The sequence below is a fragment of the Desulforapulum autotrophicum HRM2 genome, from assembly GCF_000020365.1.
GTDB classification, from domain to species: domain Bacteria; phylum Desulfobacterota; class Desulfobacteria; order Desulfobacterales; family Desulfobacteraceae; genus Desulforapulum; species Desulforapulum autotrophicum.
In genome coordinates this window covers 1,337,295-1,360,386 of the sequence record NC_012108.1, presented here as the reverse complement: position 1 = coordinate 1,360,386, position 23,092 = coordinate 1,337,295, and the positions used below count along the sequence as shown (strand labels likewise).

The 23,092-nt window shown below is 47.0% G+C and carries 20 protein-coding genes; 5 read left to right on the top strand and 15 right to left on the bottom strand.

Going from position 1 to position 23,092, the window contains the following annotated elements:
* Positions 1–47: 47 nt before the first annotated feature.
* From HRM2_RS05935 to HRM2_RS05920, 4 genes are all read left to right on the top strand, one after another.
* Positions 48–1,082: an NAD(P)H-dependent glycerol-3-phosphate dehydrogenase gene (locus HRM2_RS05935; RefSeq protein WP_015903099.1), complete on the top strand. Its 1,035-nt coding sequence runs from the start codon at positions 48–50 to the stop codon at positions 1,080–1,082.
* Positions 1,069–1,857: a TatD family hydrolase gene (locus tag HRM2_RS05930; RefSeq protein WP_041273085.1), complete on the top strand. Its 789-nt coding sequence runs from the start codon at positions 1,069–1,071 to the stop codon at positions 1,855–1,857. The genes HRM2_RS05935 and HRM2_RS05930 overlap by 14 nt, the downstream gene beginning before the upstream one ends.
* Before the next feature lie 90 nt (positions 1,858–1,947).
* Positions 1,948–2,508: a helix-turn-helix domain-containing protein gene (locus tag HRM2_RS05925; RefSeq protein ID WP_015903097.1), complete on the top strand. Its 561-nt coding sequence runs from the start codon at positions 1,948–1,950 to the stop codon at positions 2,506–2,508.
* Between the two features lie 28 nt (positions 2,509–2,536).
* Positions 2,537–4,174 (top strand): AMP-binding protein, encoded by a 1,638-nt coding sequence (locus tag HRM2_RS05920; RefSeq protein WP_041273084.1) that lies wholly within the window; start codon positions 2,537–2,539, stop codon positions 4,172–4,174.
* A gap of 90 nt (positions 4,175–4,264) precedes the next feature.
* On the opposite strand, the gene HRM2_RS05915 is transcribed toward HRM2_RS05920, so the two are convergent.
* Positions 4,265–4,573: a YhbY family RNA-binding protein gene (locus HRM2_RS05915; RefSeq protein WP_015903095.1), complete on the bottom strand. Its 309-nt coding sequence runs from the start codon at positions 4,571–4,573 to the stop codon at positions 4,265–4,267.
* A 174-nt stretch (positions 4,574–4,747) separates the two neighbouring features.
* Here HRM2_RS05915 and HRM2_RS05910 point away from each other — a divergent pair, with 174 nt between their 5' ends.
* Entirely contained in the window at positions 4,748–5,602 is an 855-nt protein-coding gene (locus HRM2_RS05910) for a hypothetical protein (RefSeq protein ID WP_015903094.1), read from the top strand.
* Between the two features lie 66 nt (positions 5,603–5,668).
* On the opposite strand, the gene HRM2_RS05905 is transcribed toward HRM2_RS05910, so the two are convergent.
* The 14 genes from HRM2_RS05905 to HRM2_RS05830 all read right to left on the bottom strand — a co-directional run bounded on the left by HRM2_RS05905 (position 5,669) and on the right by HRM2_RS05830 (position 23,056).
* Entirely contained in the window at positions 5,669–6,358 is a 690-nt protein-coding gene (locus HRM2_RS05905; RefSeq protein WP_232364206.1) for an MBL fold metallo-hydrolase, read from the bottom strand.
* A 100-nt stretch (positions 6,359–6,458) separates the two neighbouring features.
* Complete coding sequence (locus HRM2_RS05900; RefSeq protein WP_015903092.1) at positions 6,459–7,505, bottom strand: HDOD domain-containing protein; 1,047 nt, start codon at positions 7,503–7,505, stop codon at positions 6,459–6,461.
* 39 nt (positions 7,506–7,544) lie between these two features.
* A complete protein-coding gene (locus tag HRM2_RS05895; RefSeq protein WP_015903091.1) occupies positions 7,545–8,795 on the bottom strand; it encodes an adenylate/guanylate cyclase domain-containing protein in 1,251 nt (416 codons plus the stop codon).
* A 15-nt stretch (positions 8,796–8,810) separates the two neighbouring features.
* A complete protein-coding gene (locus tag HRM2_RS05890) occupies positions 8,811–10,676 on the bottom strand; it encodes an HDOD domain-containing protein (RefSeq protein WP_015903090.1) in 1,866 nt (621 codons plus the stop codon).
* Between the two features lie 167 nt (positions 10,677–10,843).
* The gene (locus tag HRM2_RS05885; RefSeq protein WP_015903089.1) at positions 10,844–12,889 is read right to left on the bottom strand and encodes a formate dehydrogenase H subunit alpha, selenocysteine-containing; all 2,046 of its coding nucleotides are present in this window, start codon (positions 12,887–12,889) and stop codon (positions 10,844–10,846) included.
* 17 nt (positions 12,890–12,906) lie between these two features.
* On the bottom strand, positions 12,907–13,719 hold the full coding sequence (locus HRM2_RS05875) for a protein FdhB3 (protein ID WP_015903088.1): 813 nt from the start codon (positions 13,717–13,719) through the stop codon (positions 12,907–12,909).
* Positions 13,697–14,116: a hydrogenase iron-sulfur subunit gene (locus tag HRM2_RS27550; RefSeq protein ID WP_332306316.1), complete on the bottom strand. Its 420-nt coding sequence runs from the start codon at positions 14,114–14,116 to the stop codon at positions 13,697–13,699. Before HRM2_RS27550 ends, HRM2_RS05875 begins: the two co-directional genes overlap by 23 nt.
* Positions 14,117–14,323: 207 nt before the next feature.
* Positions 14,324–17,377, bottom strand: coding sequence for an FAD-dependent oxidoreductase (locus HRM2_RS05865; protein ID WP_015903086.1), 3,054 nt, complete (start codon positions 17,375–17,377; stop codon positions 14,324–14,326).
* Between the two features lie 19 nt (positions 17,378–17,396).
* Positions 17,397–17,783 carry a response regulator gene (locus tag HRM2_RS05855; protein WP_015903085.1) on the bottom strand — a complete coding sequence of 129 codons (387 nt, stop codon included), beginning with the start codon at positions 17,781–17,783 and terminating at the stop codon, positions 17,397–17,399.
* 13 nt (positions 17,784–17,796) lie between these two features.
* Entirely contained in the window at positions 17,797–19,023 is a 1,227-nt protein-coding gene (locus HRM2_RS05850; RefSeq protein WP_015903084.1) for an ATP-binding protein, read from the bottom strand.
* A 51-nt stretch (positions 19,024–19,074) separates the two neighbouring features.
* A complete protein-coding gene (locus tag HRM2_RS05845; RefSeq protein ID WP_015903083.1) occupies positions 19,075–19,764 on the bottom strand; it encodes a response regulator in 690 nt (229 codons plus the stop codon).
* A 316-nt stretch (positions 19,765–20,080) separates the two neighbouring features.
* Positions 20,081–21,472, bottom strand: coding sequence for a sigma-54-dependent transcriptional regulator (locus HRM2_RS05840; RefSeq protein WP_015903082.1), 1,392 nt, complete (start codon positions 21,470–21,472; stop codon positions 20,081–20,083).
* 319 nt (positions 21,473–21,791) lie between these two features.
* A complete protein-coding gene (locus tag HRM2_RS05835; RefSeq protein WP_015903081.1) occupies positions 21,792–22,793 on the bottom strand; it encodes a sulfite exporter TauE/SafE family protein in 1,002 nt (333 codons plus the stop codon).
* 23 nt (positions 22,794–22,816) lie between these two features.
* Positions 22,817–23,056, bottom strand: a complete 240-nt coding sequence (locus tag HRM2_RS05830; RefSeq protein WP_015903080.1) for a VF530 family protein — start codon at positions 23,054–23,056, stop codon at positions 22,817–22,819.
* Positions 23,057–23,092: the final 36 nt, after the last annotated feature.

The window sequence follows — 23,092 nt, the reverse complement described above, 5'->3', positions numbered from 1 at the left end:
CCATAAAGGTTAAATACATTTTATTATCAATATGAGGCATTGAGAAAATGGATACACAAACAAACGGACAGCAGCGGATCGGAGTTGTAGGCGCTGGAAGCTGGGGTACGGCCCTTGCCAATCTTCTGGCACTCAAGGGTTATGGGATTGATCTGTGGGCCTATGAGCCCGAGGTAAAGGCGGACATCATCAACCACCGTGAAAACAAACTCTTTCTGCCCGACATTACCCTGTCTGAAAATATAGTTCCCACGAACGACCTTGGACAGGTTGTCAGTAACAACAAAACAATCCTCATTGTCGTACCCTCCCACACCATGCGACAGGTGGCCCTGAACATGGCAGACCAAGTGTCTAAGGAGACCATCATCATCACAGCCTCCAAGGGTATTGAAGACGGAACCTATCTCACCATGTTCGGGGTTCTTGAGCAGACACTTTCCATGCTTGACACCAATAACCTTGTGGTGCTCTCGGGCCCGAGCTTTGCAAAGGAGGTGGCCTGCAAGGTTCCCACGGCCATCAGCATTGCCTGTAAAGATCTGACGGTTGCCACACGTGTTCAGCATATGTTTGCAACCGAATATTTCAGGGTATATGTGAACGATGATCCCATCGGTCTTGAATTGGGTGGAGCCGTTAAAAACATCATTGCCATTGCCGCAGGGTTTGTGGATGGTATGGGCCTTGGACTCAACACCCGGGCTGCCGTCATCACCCGGGGGCTTGCCGAGATAAGACGTCTCGGCATACATCTTGGGGCCAACCCCCATACCTTTTCAGGACTTTCCGGGGTCGGGGATCTCATCCTCACCTGCACCGGGGATTTGAGCCGGAACTACACTGTGGGCAAGGAACTTGGCCAGGGAAAAACCATTGCCGACATCCAGGCGAAACGCAGAACAGTGGCCGAAGGGGTGAGGAACACCAAATCAGTGTACAACCTCTCAAAGAAACTCGGCATTGAGCTTCCCATCATCAACGAGGTTTACAAGGCTCTTTACGAAGGTTCCACGCCGGAAAATGCAGTCAAGCGACTCATGACAAGGCCCCTTGGAAACGAAACAAGTGAGCTTATTTGACGCCCACTGCCACCTCCAGGACAAGCGGATCAATCAAAAGAGGGCTGATCTTCTGGAAAGGTGGGACCAGATGGGCAAGGGGTACCTTGCCTGCTGCGCCACGGATGAGTCAGACTGGGCAAAGGTGGCGGCCATTGCCCAGGATCACCCCAGGGTTCTTGCAAACTTCGGGGTTCATCCCTGGCAGGTAAATACACTGACGGACAAATGGGCAAAACACCTTAAAGGGTGGCTATGCCGGATGCCGTCGGGCATTGGCGAGATCGGCCTTGATTTTACAGACCCGTCCGTTGATCAATCCCGCCAGGAAGCCGTGTTCCTGCGCCAGCTGGATCTTGCAAATCAATTGGGACGCCCCGTATCCATTCACATTCGAAGGGCCTGGGACAGGTTCATACACATCCTTAAAAGCGCAGCCCCCCTGTCCCATGGGGGGCTCATTCATTCTTATTCAGGCTCGGCAGACATGGTTCCCCTTTTTGAGCGATGCAACCTTTACATCTCATTCTCAGGATCAATCACCAACCCACGCAACAAAAAGGTGGCAAAGGCCCTGGGTGCGGTTTCGTTTAACCGTCTTCTCATTGAAACGGACAGCCCTGACCTGATGCCGAGGATTCCGGGAAAAGGCCCGGACGAAATAAACACCCCGGACAACCTTGTGGTCGTTGCACAGGCTGCAGCAGACATTCTCAACCGGCCCGTTCAGGACCTGGTGGATCAAACCTTTGATAACGGAATGCGCCTGTTTGGGGCTCTAATAACAGAAGATTAAAAATTTTATTGTCAGATCCCCGTGCACCTGTTAAATTTCCGTTTCTGTATTTTTAAGCAGCCGACCTGAACCTTATAAAGGAAGAACCTGATGAACAAGAACACCCCAGTGTACGGGGAGATAGCCGCACGACTCCGGGGATTGAGGGATGCCATAGATCTCACCACGACTGAAATGGCCCAGCGGGTTGACATGCCCGAACAGAACGTCATTGACTATGAATCCGGTGCCATGGATATCCCCGTGAGTTACCTGTTTTCAGTTGCCAAGGCGTTTAACCTGGATCCCACGGTCCTCATGTCCGGGGATGAATCCCGCCTCCACAGTTACTCCCTTGTTAAAAAAAACAATGTCATGGCCGTTGAACGACACAAGGCCTATGACTACCACAGCCTTGCCCACAAATTCTCAAACCGGACCATGGAGCCCTTCAGGGTCATTGTTCCGCCAAAACCAAAGGAGGAACTCTCCTTTAACGACCATCCCGGACAGGAGTTCATCCATATGCTGTCGGGTCGACTAGAAGTCTGCCTGGGCAAAGAAACCCTTGTCATGGAGCCGGGGGACAGCCTCTATTTTAACTCCCACATTCCCCATGCCATGCGCGGCCTTGATGACCAAGAGGCTGTTTTTCTTGATGTGCTTGCATAACCCCTTTACCGATGGAGTAACCCCCTTTATGGACAAATTATCCCCTGCAACCTATGATGGGTTTCTTAAAAGTTATTCAATAGACCCACCTGAAAATTATAATTTCGCATTTGACTTTATCGACAAACGAGCCATGGAAACCCCTGGCATGAAGGCCATGATCCATGTGGACAACCAGGAAAACTGCCATAAATTTGACCTTGATTTTTTCTCAAAGCAATCCTCAAGGCTTGCCAACGGGCTTGTCAGCAAAGGAATCACCAAGGGAGACAAGGTCATGCTGCTCCTCTATAGAAGGGTGGAATTCTGGGTGGCCATGCTTGCCCTGCACAAAATCGGTGCCATTGCCATCCCCTCACCGTTTCTACTGACGGAAAAGGACCTGGAATACAGGATCAATTTTGCCGAAATAAAGGGCATCATAGCCGAGGATACCCTCATCCCTAACGTGGACCGGGCAAGAAAAAAATGCCCGGACCTCACGGTGTTCATCGGGGTGGGTGAAAAAACACCTGTCAATGGATGGGAACGCTACACCCCCCTTGTTGACCAGGGCTCTGATTTGTTTCCACGCCCCACGGACAGCGCCGGAGGCAATGACCCCCTTCTCATCTTTTTCTCATCCGGCACCACGGGCGCACCAAAGATGGTTGTCCATACACACACCTACCCCCTTGGCCACGTTCCAACGGGCCTCTACTGGCACGATCTTGAACCCGGAGACATCCAGCTCACCCTTGCCGACACGGGCTGGGGCAAGGCCGTGTGGGGTAAATTCTACGGGCAGTGGATGGCGGGTGCCACGGTATTTGTCTATGACTTCAGGGGAAAGTTTGAACCTAAAAACCTGCTTAAAATGATCTCCCGGCACAGGGTGACTACCTTTTGCGGGCCTCCAACGGTCTACCGTTTCCTCATCCAGGAGGATCTTTCCCAGTACGACCTGTCGTGCCTGAAACATTGCACCACAGCAGGGGAATTACTGAACGACAGCGTTTTTCATACCTGGAAAAAAGAGACCGGACTCTCTATTTTTGAAGGATACGGCCAGACCGAAACCACCCTGCTTGTGGCCACATTTCCCTTTATGGAACCCAAACCCGGATCCATTGGAAAACCCGTTCCCGGTTACACCATTCATCTTCTTGACATGGACGGCCAGATCTGTCCTGCCGGGGTTGAGGGTGAAATCTGCATCAAGCTCGGTGATTGTCACCCCACGGGACTTTTCAGCGGTTATGTAAAGGAAGCGGACAAGACAGCCAGAGCCTGCGCCAATGGCTATTACCACACGGGGGACAAGGCATGGGCCGATGAGGACGGCTACCTCTGGTTCCTGGGAAGGGTGGACGACCTGATCAAGAGTTCAGGTTACAGAATCGGACCCTTTGAGGTCGAAAGCGCCCTTGTGGCCCATGCTGCCGTATTGGAGGCTGCTGTAACGGGCGTTCCAGATGATGTAAGGGGCCAAGCCGTAAAGGCCACTGTGGTACTTAAAACAGGCTTTATACCGTCGAGCACCCTGACCCGGGAACTCCAGGACTTTGTGAAAAAAATCACAGCTCCCTACAAGTACCCGAGAATCATCGATTATGTTGACGAACTGCCAAAAACCATCAGCGGCAAGATCAAACGGGCCGAAATCCGGGCAAAGGACAACGCCTGATCCATGGATATGATTGCCCTCCGGATAAGAATCCTGCCAGCAACGCCACGGCGGATGAATCCGGAGAGAAAATCAATAAATCATAGACCGCTAGGCTGGAATCCTGATAACGCGTTTTTCCGGATTTTTGTGCTCGCGGTAATAGATGGCTACATGGCCGATGAGGCCGGCAAGATGGGATGCGGTTGACGTTTCAATCTCCTGGGCAAGGGAGGTCTTGACCGTTTTTTCCTTGTAATCCACAAACTTAACCTTGATCAATTCCGAGGCGTCAAGGGCCTCGTTGATCTCGTTGACCAAGGCATCGGTCAACCCTTTCTGGCCGACAAAGGCCGAAGGTTTGATGTCATGGGCAAGCCCCCTCAGGTATTTACGCTGTGATCCTTTGAGTTCCTTCACTGTTTTCAATTTCCTTACGAAGGGGATTTTTCACTCTCCCCCCATGGTTGGGTTTGTTTAACATTTCAGGAAACAATAAAACGTTTCCTTTAAAACCGTTATAAATAGTATATTATCACACAAAGGACAACATTATTCTGCCCGAGAACTCAATCAATTTAAGGAGTAACGACCATGGCTGGTCAAGAAACGACACCAACCGACCCGCTGCAACCGGTTTCAACCCAGATCAGTTTTTTAAGAACACCCAAGGGTCGTCAGCTTCGGCGCCACTTCCGGGGAGGGCTTCGCTCCCACCTGTTTGAACTGATACGGACAAAGGATCTTGACGCAGAGGCCTACGGCACCCGAATCAATAATATCCTCATATTTCCAAGGGCAAAGCCCTTGAAAATGCTCAGGATACTCAGAAACCGCTTTAACTCTCCTGCCATGGCCTTAGAGGAAATCAAAAAGTACAGAATCCTCCTGAAATTTTTGGGGACAGATCTTGTTGCCGCAAGCGAAGAATTTATTGTGGAACACCATGAACAAGGCCTGTCCCAAATTCTTCTGTGCGGACTCCAGGAGTATGTTGAGGGAACAATCCTTGATCCCTGGCACCTTTCAGGACAAGACTGCCTGGGACATTTTTACACCCCAGATCCCGGAACCTGCGCAAGGGAATTTATCCAACAGACAGTATCCGACATCAGCAATTTTGTCACGGCCATCACCGCCATGATCAAAACAAACAGCCAGATCCCGGATCTTGCTGGGGATGGGAACCTCATGCTCACACCCCAGGGCCGATTAAAGCTTGTGGACATCAACAATATCGTCATCATACAACAGGGGCCTCAGATCCAGCTGGACGACAAGGGCTATCCCTGCTGTGATAAATCCGTGGAGGTCCTTTCCATTCTTGCCCATAAAATTCTCAACCGCCCCCTATCCCTTGACGCCCCATTTTATCAAAGGTTTCTTGCACCGGATCGAAAACAGCGGGTCAGGAAACTTGAACAGCAATTTTACCAGAGCCTTCAATGAAAAGTCTGCTGACACATTCCAATCACAGGGATTTCGTCATCCCTTATCCAAAAAACCTGTACCCTGCTATAAGGTCATGATCGAACACCATCTTTCATATTCGGTTTCAACAGGAAGAGTCTCCTTTTCCATGCGGGCGATCATGGCAGGCGCGTTGAACCTTAAATAGGGATTCACCCTTAACTCATCGTCCAAGGTTGAGACGACGTGGCCGGGATCATAGGCTTTAAGAAAGGAATCAATATGGGGGTTTTCCGGATCAATGCTTTTTGCAAAGGCCATGGCCTCCCTGACATAGTCATGCCCCGCGTACACAAGGCTCGTTCCGGGAAAGGCCGTCAACAGCTTGATGGAGGTGAAGAACCCTGCCAAGTCCCCTGAAAAGCAATTGCCAACGGTTCCGTTAAAAAGCGTGTCTCCGGTGATAAGACTATTACCCGCCTTAAAGGTAAAGCTGTCGGCGGTGTGGCCAGGAGTGTGAAAGACCCGAAGAGGCTCACCATCGATTTCAATGAATTCCCGACCTTTAAGGGCGGTGCAGGGCACAAGTTTTGCCCGGGTCCGGTCAAGCATTTCCCTGTTTCCGGAAACATGGTCATGGTGGGTGTGGGTGTTGGTCACCCATTCAATGGTTAAATTGCGTTCCCTGGCAAATTCAATCATGGGGTCTACGGCACCAGGATCAATGGCTACAGCATGGCCGTCACCATGGACAAGATAGCCAAGATTGTCCCCATTGTAAAAAAACTGTTTCACATGAAGCGCCATAAACCTTATTCCCCTTTTTTATTTCACCTAAAAGTTGCAACTTTTAGGTTTCATATTCCTGATTATGGATCACCATCACCTAAACCTGTCAACGAAAAAGAGACTTCAGCCAACCCAGCAACCCTTTCTTTTTTAGTGGGGAAGATATTTTTTCAGGCTCATTTTTATGTTTTGCAGCCGCTGTTTTCTGTTCCGATGAACGCTCTTTAGGTTGGGGCGAAATCCCGGTCACACTTTCCGATTTTTTATTCAGGGAGATTAATATCTCTTTAATAATCCTTTCCTGGTTCTCTTTTTTCGACAGCTGCAGACCTGTTTGTCTGGATAACCAGGTGGATTTCAGGTCCATCAGGGCCCCATCCCCATTGCTTCCAATCCCGGACACGCCTGCGATGTAATAGGCAAACTGAATCAATGCGGCTATATCTCTGTATTCTTTGGGTGCGGAATCTGGTTCCTGGTGGAATTCCACCCCTTTACAGATACGGGAAGGAATATTCCAGATGGTCATCAGCTTGGATGCAACAAGGGCATCCGTGGTTCCAAATTGGTCAAGTTCGACCTCGTGCAGGGAGCATCCTGCCTCACGGGCTTTGCGTACACATTTTGAAAATTCCGCAGGATGATGGATGGCCAGAATTAATTTTCCAATACCATGGAGCAAACCGCCAAGGTAGAGTTCTCCTGCCAGGGCATTCATATTTAAATTCGGATGGCCAAGACGCTTGGCTGCCGTTGCACAGGCCCAGGAAAAGGCCCAATAATCCTTAGTTGAAAACCCGGCTATCTCTGGAATTTCGGGAAGCATACGCTGGAAAAAATAGAGATTAACTGAATGAATCGTTTCTTGGAGACCGACACGGACTATTGCTGCCCGTAGGCTGAAGATTTCATCCTGTTCCCTGAAATAAATGGAATTTGCCAATTGGAGGACCATGGAAAAAAGGCCTGGATCCGGCTCAATCAACTGAACAAAAGATGAAATGTCTATTTCGTTTACCGGTTTTTGAACCAAAGCCATAAGCTTTGATCCGTTTGCCGGCATGGGAGGAAATTTAAAATCTGCGTCTAGGATACTCAATGTAATTGAATTTGCAATATTTTCTTCCACCTGCGTTTGTTTCTGTATATTCATTCTTTTTTTCCTTTCGATAGAATCCTATTTCAAATAATTTTAGCAGGTTTCAGGAATAATTCTATAAACATTTAAAACATTTTTTTTACCCTTTAGCTTTATCTCTCCAAGCAGAGCAACACTTCGTATGTTTTTCAACTCGTCCAGGTCATCTTTTATTTCATCAAACACAGTGCTGGACAAATAAATCTGGTTTGTCTTGGCAAGTGACTGGAGTCTCTGGGCAGAATTTACAGTATCACCAATCACCGTATAGTTCAGATGATTTTCCGAACCTATAAAACCTGCAACAAGCTCCCCGGTATTAATGCCAACGGTCATTTGAAGACTGTTATACAGACCGCCATGATCCTGTTTAAAGTCACGGAATGCAAGAAACATTTCAAGGGCAGTTTTTACGGCATTATAACTGCATCTTATGTCATCAATGGGGGCACCGAAAATGGCCATGATGCAGTCTCCCATAAGTTTATCAAGGGTCCCTCTGTTCTTAAAAACAATGGGAATCATGCATGAAAAGAAATTATTCAGTATATTTACGACTTCTTCTGATCCTATCTTTTCAGAAAGAGTGGTAAACCCCCTTAAATCAACAAAGATGGCACAGGCTTTTTTCCTTTCTCCACCAAGTCTGGGCACCCCGCTTTTCAAAATTTCATGAACTACATTTTTAGAAAAGAATCTTGACAACTGAAGGATTTGCTTCTCTTCTTTAATTTTACCGAAGTAAAACCTGCGAAAGGCCACAATATTCATCAAGTGGCCGCAGACAATCGAGTAGAAAAGGCCATCATTTTTTTTAAAGCCATCTTTGTCGTTGGTTAAAAGAATGAGTACACCGTAGAGATTTTCTCCGGAAACCACGGGCAGCGCATAAAGCCCACCTTCCAACCCTTTAACCGCTCCATTTTCAGCAAGGTTCTCTACGATCGTTGCTCGTTTCTCACCAACGGCAATTTTAAAGGCATCGATATTTTTAAAAACAGAACCATCAATGGGATCCTCAAAGCCTGAGTATATATATTTTTCTTCTTTATTCTGAAAATCTTCAATAATATAAAAGATAGCCCCTGAAAGATTCTTGTATTTAACCAGGCAATCAAGCTGCATGCGCCAAATCAGATCCTGATCCTTTAAATCAATGGATTTCATTGATTCAACCATTTCTTTTAAAATGGATAATTCATAAATTTTTGTTTCATATTTCTTCTGAATTGCAAGAAAGGTCTTTCTGAACTGATCTAATTGAGATTCATTCAGGTCATTCACCCCCACAAAATCATCTTTCATTGAGTTCCTTTAACATTATGAAATAATCTCAAAAACACTATCATTATCACATAGCATTCCCCTGACCTCCTCCACAATTTCAGCAATGGATCTGCTATCAAGTTTTTTGGGAATACTGTTTAAACCTTCCAGATGGTCCTTTAACAACCCATTGGTGTTATCATTATTATCCAGATCGAAAGCCATATGAAACAAGGCATTTGCAGTACCTGTAATTGCAGCAAGCCTTGAATGGATCTCTGAAGAGGATGGGTGATGGTGAAAAGAAATCGCCTGGACCAGTGAATCGGGCAAATTCCATTTTTTTGCAATTATGCCGCCGACTCTTCCATGGTTGAACCCCAAATGCTCCTCCTCAATATCGTAAACAGGCAAATTCTTTTCCTTGGATATCTCTAGAATTTTCCTGTACAGGTCGGAACAATTTTCAATTAAAAACAGTTTTCCAAAATCATGGAGAATACAGGCCGTAAAGATATCCACCCCTAAGGGTATTTCCATCTTACGGCACAAATACTTTCCAACAAATGCGGTCCCAACCGAATGCTTCCATAATTGCTTGGGATCAATCAACCCTTTCAGGTTTGAAGCTGTAAACGCCTTTGACAAACTCAACCCCAAAGCCATGTTAATTATCTCATCGGTTCCAAGCACGACTACTGCCTCTTTTACCGAATCAATTTTTTGTGAAAGGCCATAAAAAGCAGAATTAACTATTTTAAGAAGTTTTAAAGTCAGGGCTTGATCAAGTTGAACCATTTTTTGAATATCATCACTATCTGCCGCTGGATCCAATGCCAAACGATAAACCTGCAATGCTACCGATGGAATAGTTGAAAGCGTCACCCGCTGATTTAATGCTGTCAGGATCATCGCTTGATTTTTTTTAATTTCAAGCAATTTTTTTTCAAACTGCATTTCAGAAAAAAACGCTTTAAATTTATATTCAGGATCATAGGTCAGCTTATTTTCCGTCGGTTTTTCCAATTTTTCAGATAGAAAATCGCTCAAGGAAGAGTTATAGGGGAATCTCAAAAAGAATTTCTTTTGATCAGAAGAGGAAAGTTGCTTTAAGCCATAACATAAAAAATCTGATTCCATTTTTAACAGTTTTTGAAAGGTCTCCCCCCTTGCATTGTTAAAACAGGTACCGTAAACATAATCCCCGGCAAATTCTTGGTGCGCCCCATGGGAAATTGCCTGGGTTTGCTTTGCTGCAACAAGGGCACCATGACCATCCTTCGCAAAGGGATGAAGTTTTTTTTCTATTTTATGGAACAATTCTTGAAAAGAATATCCATCTTCAGGAAAAATGGATACACCGGTTTTTATAGCTGCTTTGTTTTCTACTGTTTTCTCTATTAACTGAACAAATTTAGGAATGATCTTCAGGCAACTCGATTTATCAGACGAAAATCCAAGAAATACTATTTTATTATCATCAATCACATAAACAGAATCACTGTCCCGGAAGCCCTCTTCGATCTGGGTCTGTCTTCCTATGAGTGAAACGAGTCGATCTTTGGCATTCGAGGGCTGAACTTCTGCATAAACCAGAGCTGTATCAACGCCTGCTCTAAGGCTCATACTCAATACTTTCGACATCATTTTAAGCTGCTGTATATCAACAAAAACAGAACTTTTTTCAAATCTGACAAGATTATGGATGGTAATGCCTGCACCCATTGCCCTGAGATCTTTTGCAACTATTTTTATTCTATTTTTATTGGGACTGTCGCACAAAACGGATGGTGCAAAGTTGATTAAATGAGCTATTTTTTCTTTTGAAAATTTAAATTCCTGAATAAGATATTGACCCAAGATCTTAGAATCTTCTGAATACAATTTCCTAAATATTATTCGATACTTAATCTCTTGCATAGAGGGATTACTTTTTTATCATTTCATTAAAAGTTCACGACCATAGGGGCATCTGAAACGAATAATACGACCCTGTATCGTTCACTGTCAATAAAAATATAAGAAACAGATCTTTGTGAAAATACCCCCAGGGAACAGATTTAATATCTGCCCCCTGGGAGCACGGATCAGGCGAGAAGCTTCTCAACCCTAACGGACCCGACCTTGAACTCGGGGATTTTGGCAATGGGATCAAAGGCCGTCGAGCTTGTCAGGGTGTTTGTGGGATTTTCTCCAAAATGGATGGGAAGAAAAATATCTCCCTGGGGGACGTCACTTGTGACCCTTGCAGGGGCTTCAATTTTTCCCCGTCGTGAGGTCAGAAGTACCATTTCACCGGTAGAGATGTTCAGTCGTTGGGCATCTTCAGGATTGATTTCCACGTAGCCTGTCTTCTGTTCGACATCCAGACTGTTTGAAACCCGAGTCATGGTGCCCGTATGGAAATGGGCAAACATCCGGCCCGTTGTCATGAGCATGGGAAATTCTGCGCTGATCGACTCAGCAGGTTCCTTGTACTCGATGGCATGGAACTTACCCAGCCCCCTTGCAAAGGTGGTTTTATGCAGGTAGGGGGTACCCGGGTGCTCCGGGGTCGGACAGGGCCACTGGAGTCCGTCAATGCCCATCCGCTCATAGGTCATGCCCTGATAGCTTTTGGTCAACCCGGCCATCTCATTAAAAATTTCTTCTGAAGACTCATAGGACATTGGATATCCCAGGGCCGTTGAAAACTTCGCAATAATCTGCCAGTCCGGGCGGGTGTTACCCACGGGTTCAACGGCCTTTCTTGAAAGCATGCACCTTCTTTCTGTGTTGGTAAAGGTTCCCTCTCTCTCTCCCAGGGCGGCTGAAGAGAAAACAACATCGGCAACCTGGGCGCTTTCGGAAAGAAAAATATCCTCGACCACCAGACAATCAAGCTTTTTAAGGGCATGGTCCAGATGATTTTTATCGGGGTCACTGAGCTTTGGATTTTCACCAATGACGTAGAGCCCCTTTATTTTTCCAGCTTCAATACCTGCGATCATGTCAGTCATGGTCATGCCCGGCGATGAAGAGAGCTCACAGCCCCAGGCCTTTGAAAATTTATTCCTGGCATTCTCATCGGCAACGGGCTGATAACCGGTAAAGACATTGGGAAGCCCTCCCATGTCACAGGCCCCCTGTACATTGTTCTGGCCCCGCAATGGGTTGACACCACCGCCGGCTACACCTAAATTACCGCAGAGCATGGCAATGTTGCAGCAGGACTTGACGTTATCAACCCCGGTGGTGTGCTGGGTGATGCCCATGGCGTAGAGAAGGGCCCCCGGTGCATTGGTGGCGTAAAGTTCGGCCATTTGTTCAATATCACGGGCTTCAACGCCCGTAATCTTTTCCACACGCTCGGGAGTGTAGGCCTCAACCATGGTTTTAAGCGCCTCAAAATCCTCGCACCGCTGGTTGATATATTCAGCCTGATGCCAATTATTTCGAATAATCACATGCATCATGCCGTTTAAAAGGGCAACGTCGGATCCCAGGTGATGGTGAACGGTTAAATCGGCAAATCGTGCCAGCTGGATATTTCTGGGATCAGCAACGATGAGCTTGGCACCCTTTTCCTTGGCCCGAATGATACGGGTTGCAATCAAAGGATGACAGGCCGTGGTGTTGGATCCGATAACAAAGATCACCTTGGAATCATTTTCAAACTCGGCAATGGAGTTCGTCATGGCTCCACTTCCAAATGCAGCGGCAAGCCCTGCCACTGTGGAAGAATGTCACAGCCGGGCGCAGTGGTCGACATTGTTGGTGCCAACCGCCGCCCTGGCCAGCTTCTGGGCAAGGTAATTCTCCTCGTTGGTCACCTTGGCCGACACAAGAACACCAATGGCGTCCGGGCCATGGACCTCTTTGATCTTGTTAAATTTTTTAGCTGCATGGTTGATGGCCTCATCCCAGGTGGCCTTATGCAGGCGATCTCCCTCCCTGACAAGGGGCGTCTTAAGGCGCATGAAACTGTTGATATATTCGTGGAGGTTCCAGCCCTTGATGCAGAGTTTTCCCTGATTAACCGGATGGGATTTCAGGGGCAAGGTGGAATTTATTTTTCCATCAATCACCTCAAAAAGAACACCGCACCCTGTTCCGCAGTATGAGCAGACCGATGGTACAAACTTACAGTTCATTGCTTTCTCCTATTTTCTCAGGCATCCATTGGCTTGGGTTCCAATGTGACCTTATCTCCAATGATGGTAAACGGTGATTTTTCAATGCTCTTGCCTGGTATGTAACCAAATACCTGCTCAACGATGTCATTCATCTGGCGGTAGAGAAACCGCAGGGGGATCTCAGCCGGGCAGGCATCCTCACACAGTCCGCAATCCACACATCTGCCGGCCATATGGACGGCACGGACAAGATGAAAGATCGGAATCTCGGGAGGAAGGAACCCCGGTTCCACCAGATCTGGATTTTCAAGGCTGCAGTCGGGACAGAAACAGACCGGACAGATGTTTCTGCAGCCATAGCACTTGATGCATTTACTGAACTCGTACATCCACCGGGAAAAACGCTCACCGTTATCATTCTCTGCCATGAAATCCTGGGGATCTGCATTAAAATCAATACCGTTTTTTTGTTTAAAATTTCCGGTTTTTTTAGGCTCAAGCAATGAGCAGTCAGCGTGTTCACGTGTCCTTGAGGGGCAACAGTTGACGTCTATGGTTTCAATCTTTTCAGATTTAAGCTGGTTCCAGGTGTAGAGCACGTTTAGCGCCCGTTCCGTGCAGTCCCTTGCAATCAGTCCGATCTTTAAATCCGGATTTTTTTCAGCAAGATGGGTGGCCACTTTTTCAAGGCTGTAGCGAACAGAACTGGTCTTGAGATTGTCAAGATCTTCAAGGTTGTCAAGGGTATACCCATGGGGAATGAGGTGACCACAAAAATCTCTGTAACCCAGAAAGATATCCACTGTTTTCTGTTTCAAAAGACGTTCAACCTGCCCGGTGATATCCATGTCCCCCCCCTGTCTCGTTACCAATGGCCCCAATGGGATTGGGTCCAAGGTGCCTTATTTTTTCGGTAAAATCCGTTACCACCCGTGCAAATTTCTGGGCCTCGGCAGAAGAAATCCACTCCAGATGAAGCCTTCCCTCAAGGCCCATGAATTTGAGCATCTCCTGAACAAAGGTGATCCGCTTGATCGTCATGTTATTACCATACAGGTAATGGCAGTCGCCAATGTGTCAACCACCCACCAGGACACCGTCGGCCTTGCTCTGGAAAGCCCTCAAAATATGATGGGGACTCACGCTTGCCGAGCACATAACCCGGATAATTCTCATGTTCGCTGGATACTGCATACGGCTGACACCAGCAAGATCAGCAGCACCATAGGTGCACCAATTGCACATAAAAGCAACTATTTTCGGTTCAAATACCTGTTCTTCCGAAACCTTTTCCAAAAGATACACTCCTTTATCAGACCCGGCAAAGAGCAAAAAAGCGAATCGCCGAATCCTGCGGTTTTTTTTATATGAAACCCCCACAGAAGCATTGCAACCACGGGCGTTTCATTATTCGTTGAGGCCAGGGTAATAACCCGGCTCCAGCCATACCGGTTATACTGCCATGGCACTCTTGATCTGTGCATACAGCTGCTCATTGTTAAATCCCATCAACGACGGCGCTTCAGAAGGACAGGTTGCGGCGCAGGCCCCGCACCCCTTACAAAGGGCGTCGTTAACCACGGCCACATGATTGACCTTGTCCATGGTAATGGCATTATACGGACAGACCGCAATACACCCACCACAACCGGCGCAACGTTCCGGGTTGATCTGGGCAACAATACCACCAATGTTGATGCTGTCCCTTGAAAGAACAGTCAATGCCCTTGCCGCTGCAGCTTTTGCCTGGGCAATGCTCTCGTCCACAGGTTTTGGATAATGGGCCATGCCGCAGAGAAAGACACCGTCGTTTGCAAAATCCACGGGTCTCAACTTTTGATGGGCCTCAAGGAACCACCCGGCATTGTCCGATGTCACCTTAAAGGCCTGGCCAAGCTTTGTGTTGTCCCGGGCATCAATACGGGCCGCAAGACAGAGAATGTCAGCATCCACACAAAGCCTTTGCCCAAGAACATGGTCCTTAAAAGTAACGGTGACATGGTCGCCTTCTGGAACCACCTCAGGCTTATTCTCCAGGTCATACTGGAAAAAAAGTATTCCAAGTTCCCTTGCCTGTTTGTAGAGGAATTCACGTTCTCCATAGGTCCTGATATCCCGGTATAGAATGTAAACGCCCATATCCGGGTGACGTTCCTTTAAGGCAATGGCGCTTTTGATGGAATGGGTGCAGCACACCTTGGAGCAATAGGGATGTTCTTGGTTTCTGGAACCCACACATTGAATAAAAACCGTATTTTCTGCAGTTTCAAGCCGCTTTGCATCGTCCAGAAATCTTGCATCAAGCTCTAGAAGGGTCATCACAGCTTCGTGCTCACCATGGCAATATTCAGAAGGGCTGGATTCAACGGCACCAGTTGCGATAACGGCAACCCCGTGATCCACTGTCCTGTTATTCTCACCCGTGGCAATGGTTGTCTTGAAATTTCCAACAAACCCATCAACCTTATCAATGACCGAACCCAGAAGAATTTCGATTTTGTCATCGGTCTCGACCTCATTGATAATTTTTTTCATAAAGGCAGGGACATCTTCGTGTTTATAAGTCTTGTAAAGCCGCCGGCCATTGCCGCCCAGCACCTGATTTTTTTCAACCAAAGTAACAGGATACCCCTGATGGGCGAGTGAAAGGGCCGCCGTCATGCCGGCAATTCCACCACCCACAACCAGGGCGGACTGGGTTACGGGAAGCTTGCTCTCAAACAAAGGATCAAGGCGAAATGCCTTTGCAACGGCCATGCGGACCAAATCCTTGGCCTTTGCCGTTGCAAGCTCGGGTTGATTGGAATGAACCCAGGAATCCTGGTTCCTGATGTTGGCCATCTCAACAAGGTACTTGTTGAGCCCTGCATTGATAAGGGTTTCCCTGAATAAATCCTCATGGGTCTTTGGCGTACAGGCGGCAATGACAATACGGTTCAATCCCTTGGCCCGGATCACCTCAACCAGTTTATCCTGGGTATCCTGGGAACAGGTAAAAAGATTTTCCTCCACATAGGTCACCCCGGCAAGGGTTCTGGCATAGGCAGCAACAGACGGCACGTCAACGATACCGCCAATGTTGGTGCCACAGTTACAGACAAAAACACCGATCTGGGGTTGTTCATCTTCCACCCGCCGCTCTTCTGGAAGGGTGACTGTCCGGGTTTTTGTGTTCCTTGCAGTAGATAGACCTTCAGTTGCGGCAGAGGCTGCTGCACTTGCCTCCATCACCGATTGGGGGATATCTTTAGGGCCTGTAAACACACCGCAGGCGTATACCCCGGGAATGGATGTTGAAACAGGATTAAAACTGTCGGTCTTGATGAAATTGGATGGGGTAAGTTCAATGCCCATGCCCGTTGCAAGCTCAAAACTTTCAGCACTGATTTCAAGGCCCGTTGAGAGGACCACCATGTCAAAATGTTCCCTGTTCATCACACCGAGTTCATCGGCATACCCCATGATCAGGTCGCCCGTTTCTGTGTCCGGGAGGATGGAATGGACCCTGGACCGGACAAACCTAACCCCTTTTTGCTTTGCCGTTTCAACGTAGGTGTCAAAGTCTTTTCCCTGGGTTCTCATGTCCATGTAAAAAATGGCGCAGTCCAGCGGCTGTTTGCTGTGGTCCTTTGCCATGACCGACTGCTTTACAGCATACATGCAGCAGACAGACGAGCAATAACCGTTATTGCAGCGATTCTCATCCCTTGAGCCCACACACTGAAGCCAGGCAATCTTTTGGGGCTCCTTTTCATGCTTCTTATCCGAAGGCAGCACCAGGTGTCCACCCTGGGGCCCGGTGGCTGAAAGCACCCGCTCAAACCCCATGGAAGTGACAATATCGGGATGACGCCCAAACGAGAGGTAATCAAGCTTTGACGGATCAAACGATTTAAAACCGGTTGAAAGCACCACAGAGCCCACGTTAATGGTTATCTCACGGGCCGTATCAAGGTAATTGATGGCATGGGAAGGACATACCTTTTCACAATTGCCGCACTTTCCCTTTGTGAGGTAGAGGCAATTTTCAGGATCAATGGTATATTTCAACGGAACTGCCTGGGAGTAGGACACGTAAATGGCCTTTCTTTTTCCAAGCCCTTCGTTGTATTCGTCATCCACCTTTTTAGGACACTTTTCAGCACAGAGTCCACAGGCAATGCACTTGTCCGTGTCCACATACCTCGGGTGCTGTGTCAGGGTGGCAGTGATATCACCCTCCTGTCCGGAGATACCTGTAACTTCTGTTAATGTAAGTAATTCAATGTTTGAATGCCGGCCGACCTCGACCAGTTTTGGTGAAATAATTCACATTGCACAGTCATTGGTCGGAAAAGTCTTGTCCAGCTGCGCCATTTTGCCACCAATGGCTGGTGAACGTTCCACAAGATAGACATAGAACCCAGAATTTGCAATGTCCAGAGCCGCCTGCATTCCTGCAATGCCACCGCCAACAACCATAACTGCCCCGGAGACCTTGGTCAGGGCACCCTTAATTTTATCCATAAAACAACTCCATCTGCTTTTATTGGTCTTTGTTTAACAAATCATTGTTTAACAAATCTTTTACTGCTTTGATGAGTTCATGGTCAGCAAAAGGCTTTGAAAGATAATCATTGGCTCCAAGTTTCATCGCCTTTACCGTATTGGCGAGGGTCGAATAGCCCGTAATAACAATCACATAAAGGTCAGGTTTCTCCTTCTTTACCCGCTCCAGGATCTCCATGCCGTCCATATCCTTGAGCTTCATGTCCAAAAGAAGCATGTCATAGGACCCGTTCATCACCCGTTCAAGCCCCTCAACACCGGACAAACAATGATCGCATGAAAATTCCTGTTCATTTAAAACCATTTTGCATGCCTTGCAGATCACATCTTCATCATCTATAATCAGAATTTTACGTTGAAACATTCCATTGCCTTTTTCATCTAAGATGGTTCTCCTCCTCCAAAACAGGTAGGTTTAATGTGATCAAGGTGCCAACGCCAGGCTCACTTAGAATCTTAATCCTGCCCTGATGATTTCTTATGATTCCATAACTGACAGAAAGCCCCAAACCTGTTCCACTGGACCGGGTGGTATAGAACGGCTCAAAAATTTTCTTTAAATTGTCCTTATGAATCCCGCACCCGTTGTCTTCTACCTCCACAACAATGGATTTTCCATCCTCACTGTTTTTTGAACGAATGGTAATGAGGCCCTTTTCCTCTACGGCGTGGACGGCATTGAACAAAAGATTGACCAGCACCTGTTCAAGCTGGTCTGGATCAAGGGAAAAGCTTTTGATATCATAATCAAAATCGCGCACCACCTTGATCCGCCGGATAAAAAGTTCATTGTCCATCAGGGCAAGGGATTTTTCGATCACCTTGTTTATGTTGGCCTGAATCTTCTGGGGTTTTTTCTCCCTTGAAAAATCCAGCAATCCCTGGATGATCTTCTTGCACCGCTGGGTCTCGTGCATGATAATCTCAAGTCCCTCCTTAAAGGGGCCCGGGTCCGCCTTTTTCGACAAATTTGAACTATAGAGCAGAATCCCGGTCAGGGGGTTGTTGATCTCATGGGCAATGCCTGCGGCCATACGGCCAAGGGAAGACATGCGATCGGCCTTGCTGGCAAGCTGGTTATACTGGAGAATGTGGGATTTGATCTCCTCATCGTGGTTGATGGCACAGGAAGTCTGTTCATTGACGGCCCAGGCAAAATCCAGCTCATCCTCTGAAAATTCACGTTTTTCTGAAAAATATATCCGGGTAAACCCAAAAATCTGGTCCTGGACCTTGAGGGGCACATCCACCATCATGCGAACTCCCTCATCCCAGGCCTCCTTGGGAAATTTCACCCTTGGGGCATTAAAGATATCATCAATGATGTGGATCCCATCGTCGGGTTCAGGCCAGGCCAATAGATCCTTACCGGCCAAAGGCGCCAGGGCAAGATAGCTTTCGGAAACACCATAGGAGGAGCGCACACGAAGACTGCCCAGGGAATTGTCCATGACGCAAAGAGCCCCGCCACTTGCACCAATTCCCTGGACAATCCTTGAAACCACAAGGTCAAGCACCTCATCAATATCGCTCTTAGCATGAACAACCCTGCTGACATCTCTGAAAAGCTGATAAAAAGTCTTGAATTTTTGTAGATCTGTCATTAATTCTCCCCACAGGTTATGATACGGCCTTTGGACGACGAGACTAAAAGACTACCACACCTCCAACTCAAGGCGCTTATACACGTACATGAGCTGTTTCTGGGTCAACTCACCCACATGTTTGTTGATCCACCCAAGATCTCCCGAACCAATGGCTGCCTTTGCCTCGTTCGAAAGGGTATACTCCCACAGGGCATCTCCGCCTTTTTTCATGAGGTTGTTTGAAAAACGCCTGTCTTCACTGGTTCGATTCAGAACCTTGAGCACCTCGCGTTTTTGGATGGAAATTGCGTCCAGGGAAGACTGGGAGCCGACCTTTGCAGTTTCCATATTTTTAAAATGTGCTAAAAGAGCCTCGTCAATGGAAGCTTTGATCTGATCCTCAGTAAAGGGCTTTGCAATAAAATCGCTGGCACCCAATTTTAAGGCATCCACAGCAAGAGCACTTGTTGCATACCCGGTCATTACAATGACACCTGTTTCAGGATTTGACTGTCTTACCTGCTTAATAACCTGCATACCGTCAATATCCGGCAGTCTCAGATCAGCCATGAGCAGATCGTACTCATACTGGCCGATGGCGTCCAGGGCACCGTATCCGGTATCCCTTAGATCCACATCATATCCTTGTTCATCAAGAACCATCTTCAGCCCCCTTGCAACATTGAGGTCATCCTCCATAATAAGGATGTGAGCTGCTTTCGTTGATTCAGTCTTGGTCTTTTCCTTTAATGCACCCATGCGTAACTCCTTTTTTTATATAATTTCCATAATCGGGTTTCCTGTTGTTACTAAAGGTTCTCTAAGCATGGAGCATACCAACAAAAGAAAAAAAAACGTAATACGTACAAAAAAAATCAAATCCTCATTAAAAATCAGCACCTTAAAATTTCAAATCACTCTGAACAAGCACCCACGAACCCGGTCAGTTTATTGAAAATCGTATAAAAATGCATACGGTCTTTATTAAAAGATTTAAGATTCAGCCCCCCAACAGGGACGCTCGGGCTGAATAAAAAAAAATACACCACTGGTTATATGCTTATTCAGGGAAAAATCAAGCGTGAATATCATTTTTTTTCATCATGGCAGAAAAATTTGAGCGCTGCATACCAACGGCTTTTGCGGCCTGGGTGATATTACCTTTTGCATCATCCAGGGCACGAAGAAGAAATAACCGTTCAACCGGCCGAAAACTGTCTTCAAGAAAATCTTTTCTGGCCCGCTTCAGCTCTTCAAGGGTCAGGGGGATGTCCCGTACCAGGGCGACCGGTTTAATTTCAAGGTTGTCCATGAGTTCCCGATGATCAAGCTGTTCCTTGTCACACATAATCACAAGCCGTTCAACCACATTTTTTAACTGCCTCACATTACCAGGCCAGTCAAAATTGACAAGGGCACTCAATGCATCATCGGAAAAACCATGGATTTTTTTATGGGCCTTACGGCAGAACAACCGCAGAAAATGGTAGGCAATTTTAGGAACATCATCCCGCCGCTCCCTCAGGGGGGGGATCTTGATGGGAAATACGTTCAAACGGTAAAAAAGATCCTCCCGAAAGGTTCCTTCTTTGATCATTTGAACAAGATTTTTGTTGGTTGCCGCAACAACACGGGCCTGGCTCTTTTTGATCTGGTTTGAGCCAACGGGTTTATACTCTCCTGTCTCAAGGACCCGCAGCAATTTCCCCTGGATATCCAGATCAAGATTGCCAACCTCATCCAGGAAAAGGGTGCCATCGCAGGCAGCGCCAAAAATGCCTTCATGGGCAGTTTCGGCACCGGTAAAGGCACCCTTGACATGTCCAAAAAGCTCACTTTCCATAACTGTGGATGAAAAGGTACTGCAATCAACGGCCAGAAACCTGCAAGATGCCCGGGTGCTTCTCACATGAATCGCTTTGGCAAACAACTCTTTTCCCGTGCCGCTCTCCCCATCCAGGAGTACCGTACTGTCCATGGGAGAGACCCGTTCAATTTTTTCAAATATTTTTTTAATTTCAGAGGTTTCCCCAATAATGTTACTGAAATCAAATTTATCATAGAGCTGTTTTTTTAACGAATTATTTTCTTTTACAAGCTTGATGCTTTCAAGGGCCTTGGTAACGCTGCATACAAGCTGTTCCTCACTAAAAGGCTTGGTAATAAAATCAAATGCCCCGCTCTTCATGGCATCAACCGCATTGTTTACCGTTCCATTGCCCGTCATAATGATCACGGCAAGATCCGGGCGTTGTTTTTTCACTTCTTTGAGGATATCAATACCGTTGATATGGGGAAACTGAATATCCAGGAGCACAAGATCAAAGGGGGAACTCAAGAGTTTTTTAAGCCCTTCACGGCCCGAGATTTCGATCTCCACTCTGTACCCCTGCTCTGAGAGTATCATCTTACAGCCGCTTGCAATGGCAGGCTCGTCATCAACCACAAGAATCCTTGACTCAATCATCCTGGCAACCTTTTTTCATTGATCAATCTCCATGGGTCTCCCATCCCGGTAAAGCAGAAGATACTTTACAGGGTAAGGGCTGTTTCGTCAACCCAACCTGCAATGAAGCAAGGTATCGCCCCTGGTCGCAACGAAGTTTGAAACACCTGAGTTTGTAATGTTTTGGAGAAGGTGTCATATAGAACCTAAAAGTTGCCGAAATGAATCAACCGGACCCGCCACAGGAGAACAATCCAGTTACGGCCCTGATGTTTGGCAAGACACAGGACCTGATCCGCATATTGAATAAAACGCGCAAACATCTCTCTTGCCCTGACAATTACCGGATGTCATTGGGCTGAAATTCGCCAAGCTCTTTATTTACATCCTTATAGCTCTGCTTGAATATTTTCACATGGATAACCAGCAGATATCCAACAATAAGATAGGTTAAGATCATTCTGAAGGTATGGCTCATGGGGACGGTGTTCTGGGTCCAGAAGGCCATCAAGAAATCAACCGTCAAAAGAAAGGCAAAGAGTACAAGAATATTTCTGGCACCCAGGCGAACGGCAAAGTATGAAGCAAGGAAAAGGCCGGCCAGGGTCACCCCGGGCACTGCCGAATACCATAGCGCAAGGGGCACTGAATTAAAGACAAGATTTAGAACCGTCCCCACAACGGACAGGGCCGCCATGAGGGAAATACTTGTCACAATTGCCATGGCAGGGTTGATCCGGTACCAAAAGGTTAAAAGAAAATAAAATATCGTGTCTATGCCAAACCCGATCCAACCGGAGATAATGCCCCCAACAAGGGAAAAGACAAAGAGGACGATAACATTAGAGCGGTTTAGATCTATCGTAAAATTGGGATAGGTGCGTTTGAGAAGGATTGAAAAGAAAATGATCTGGGTAAAGATAAAACCGATGGAATTAAAAATCAGGGTCAATATTTCAGGCGTGTCAATGGGAACAAAAACAATTCCGATAACAATACCAATGGTGCCACCCAAAAAACAGAGGGGAAGAAGTTTTACCATGAAAAGTTTTTTGTTGAACAAAAACCATTTAAAGGAGCCAAGTCCCATGCCATAGGCCTGGATGATGAGACTGAACTGAACGGCCGTTGCAGGATCAATGGAAAGCCTTGTCAAGACGGGAAAATAGACGATCCCAGCGGCGGCGGGGGTGGTGTTGGCAACGGTTGCGGCAACCACACCCAGAAAGGGCATAAAGTAGAACTGTTTGAGAAACGCTTGTCTGAAATGGGGGAAAAAAAACAGCCACACCAAGCCAACCAAAGCGGCCACCATATATAGCAGACGGTTTGTTCTATTCATCCGTTACAGCTTAAGCCCCCTCCCTAAAGAACATTTTTCCAGGGACTGTTCTTGGTTGCCAGAAACAATTGTTCGACTTTGCTCCTGGCCCAGGGGGTTTTTCGAAGAAATTTAAGGCTCGATTTCACCGAAGGGTCACTGTTAAAGCAACGGATATTAATCAGCTGACCCAAAGCATCCCAACCATAACGATCAACCAGGCTTTCCACGATCTGCTCCAGGGTTACCCCGTGCAAGGGGCTGTTGTCCTGCTGTTTTTTCATATAAAAATAAACCCCATGCGTAAAAAAAATCAAATT